1 protein-coding gene is annotated in these 1,483 nt (G+C 47.5%); it reads right to left on the reverse strand.

Annotated elements, in window-relative coordinates:
- Positions 1-1,351, reverse strand: a 1,351-nt coding sequence (locus HMPREF2999_RS09395) for an ATP-binding cassette domain-containing protein (RefSeq protein ID WP_141757039.1), incomplete at its 3' end; no start/stop codon positions are given.
- Positions 1,352-1,483: the final 132 nt, after the last annotated feature.

The raw sequence follows: 1,483 nt of genomic DNA on the forward strand, positions 1-1,483 counted from the left end.
CCGACCACAAATCAGCATCACCAAGACGCTCAACCGCCGCCTGCGGCAAACCCAGCAGGAGATTTTCACGCACAGTCAGTTCATAACGGCCGTAGTCTTGACTCACCAAACCAACATTTGCCAACAAATCATCAGGTGATATGTCCTGTACCGACGTACCTCCCATGAGGATGTCTCCTTTGGAGGGCTTCAGCATACCCATGAGTGCATTTACTAGGGTTGTCTTTCCCGATCCGCTGGGCCCGACAATACCAATCATCTGCCCGGGACCAAAAGTGAGATTGATGTTTTTAAGAGCTAAAGAATCAGCTTTTGGATACTGGATAGCAAGATTCCTAATGGAAACGCTGCAGATTTCGGGGTAGGTATCGGCAACCGAATTTTTCTGCCCGGGCTGTGCGCTAGAAATAAACTTTCGATATATATCAATTGCGTTTGACCCCGCTGCCATCGAGCTAAGGTCGCTTCCCATCGAGCCAAGCGAGACTATAGCCGAGGTAATACCTATAACAGCTCCAGCAAGAGCACCGGGAGCCGGCACCGAGGCCGCTAGAAAAATAAGGGCTAAAGCTAGCAATGCAGCGCTTATAAAACCAACAATTGTATATATTCTGAGGATGTAACGAGCTAGGCCAATTTCCTCCTCACCGGATTTTTTCCGTTCTTGATTAGCGCGATGCGCAAAGAACGACCGAGCATTAAGAATTGCAAGCTCACGAGCAGTAGTTATTTGTGCAATCTGGTTAGTGCTATGCCACGCGTTGTAGCTATATGAATATATTTTTTCCATTGCCTCAGCATTCTTACTCGAATAGAGATGTGACATAAAGGCAACAGGAATCATGCCTGCAAGCATGCAGAGTGAAGCATATACATTGATCTTTCCTACGGAATAACTAAGGGCTCCCGTCGAAAAAATGATGAATATCAGAGCACCCATAGTGGAAACTTGAGCCCCCAGGCTCCCCCCTGTCACAGCTTCATGAGCTGCCCTTGATGAGCGAGCATAATCACCGCTCGCGATTTCCTGAGAAGAACAAGTCGCCAGACGAGAAGATACGTTCTGAATACCTGTACTTGACATTCGAGAATTTAGAATCATACGCAGAGAGTCTGATGCTTGCCCCAGGGCAATGTATCCTGCCAGCACAAAACTAACCCCCAGAGCTAGCGGAAGCACTTCATCCTGGCTCTGACCCAAATGCTCAACAAGTCTAGTGACAGCCTCCATCTGCAGAGCAGGGAATAGTGATAGGCACACAACAGACACTAGATAGGAAACGGTCCATACGGGGTGATTTTTGAAAGCATAAACCACGGACCAAACAGTATTAGCCATAATCTTACGCATCTTTATAGTCCCTTTCAGCGGAAGTTTTGCGCCCTGCAGAATCTTCAGAGATCTGATTTTTGAAAATTTCCATAAACTTTCCCTCTGCCTTCAGTAGCTCCCGGTAGGTTCCTTGCTCCACCACACACCCAC

This window comes from Rothia sp. HMSC066H02, from assembly GCF_001814995.1.
Lineage (GTDB): Bacteria > Actinomycetota > Actinomycetes > Actinomycetales > Micrococcaceae > Rothia > Rothia mucilaginosa.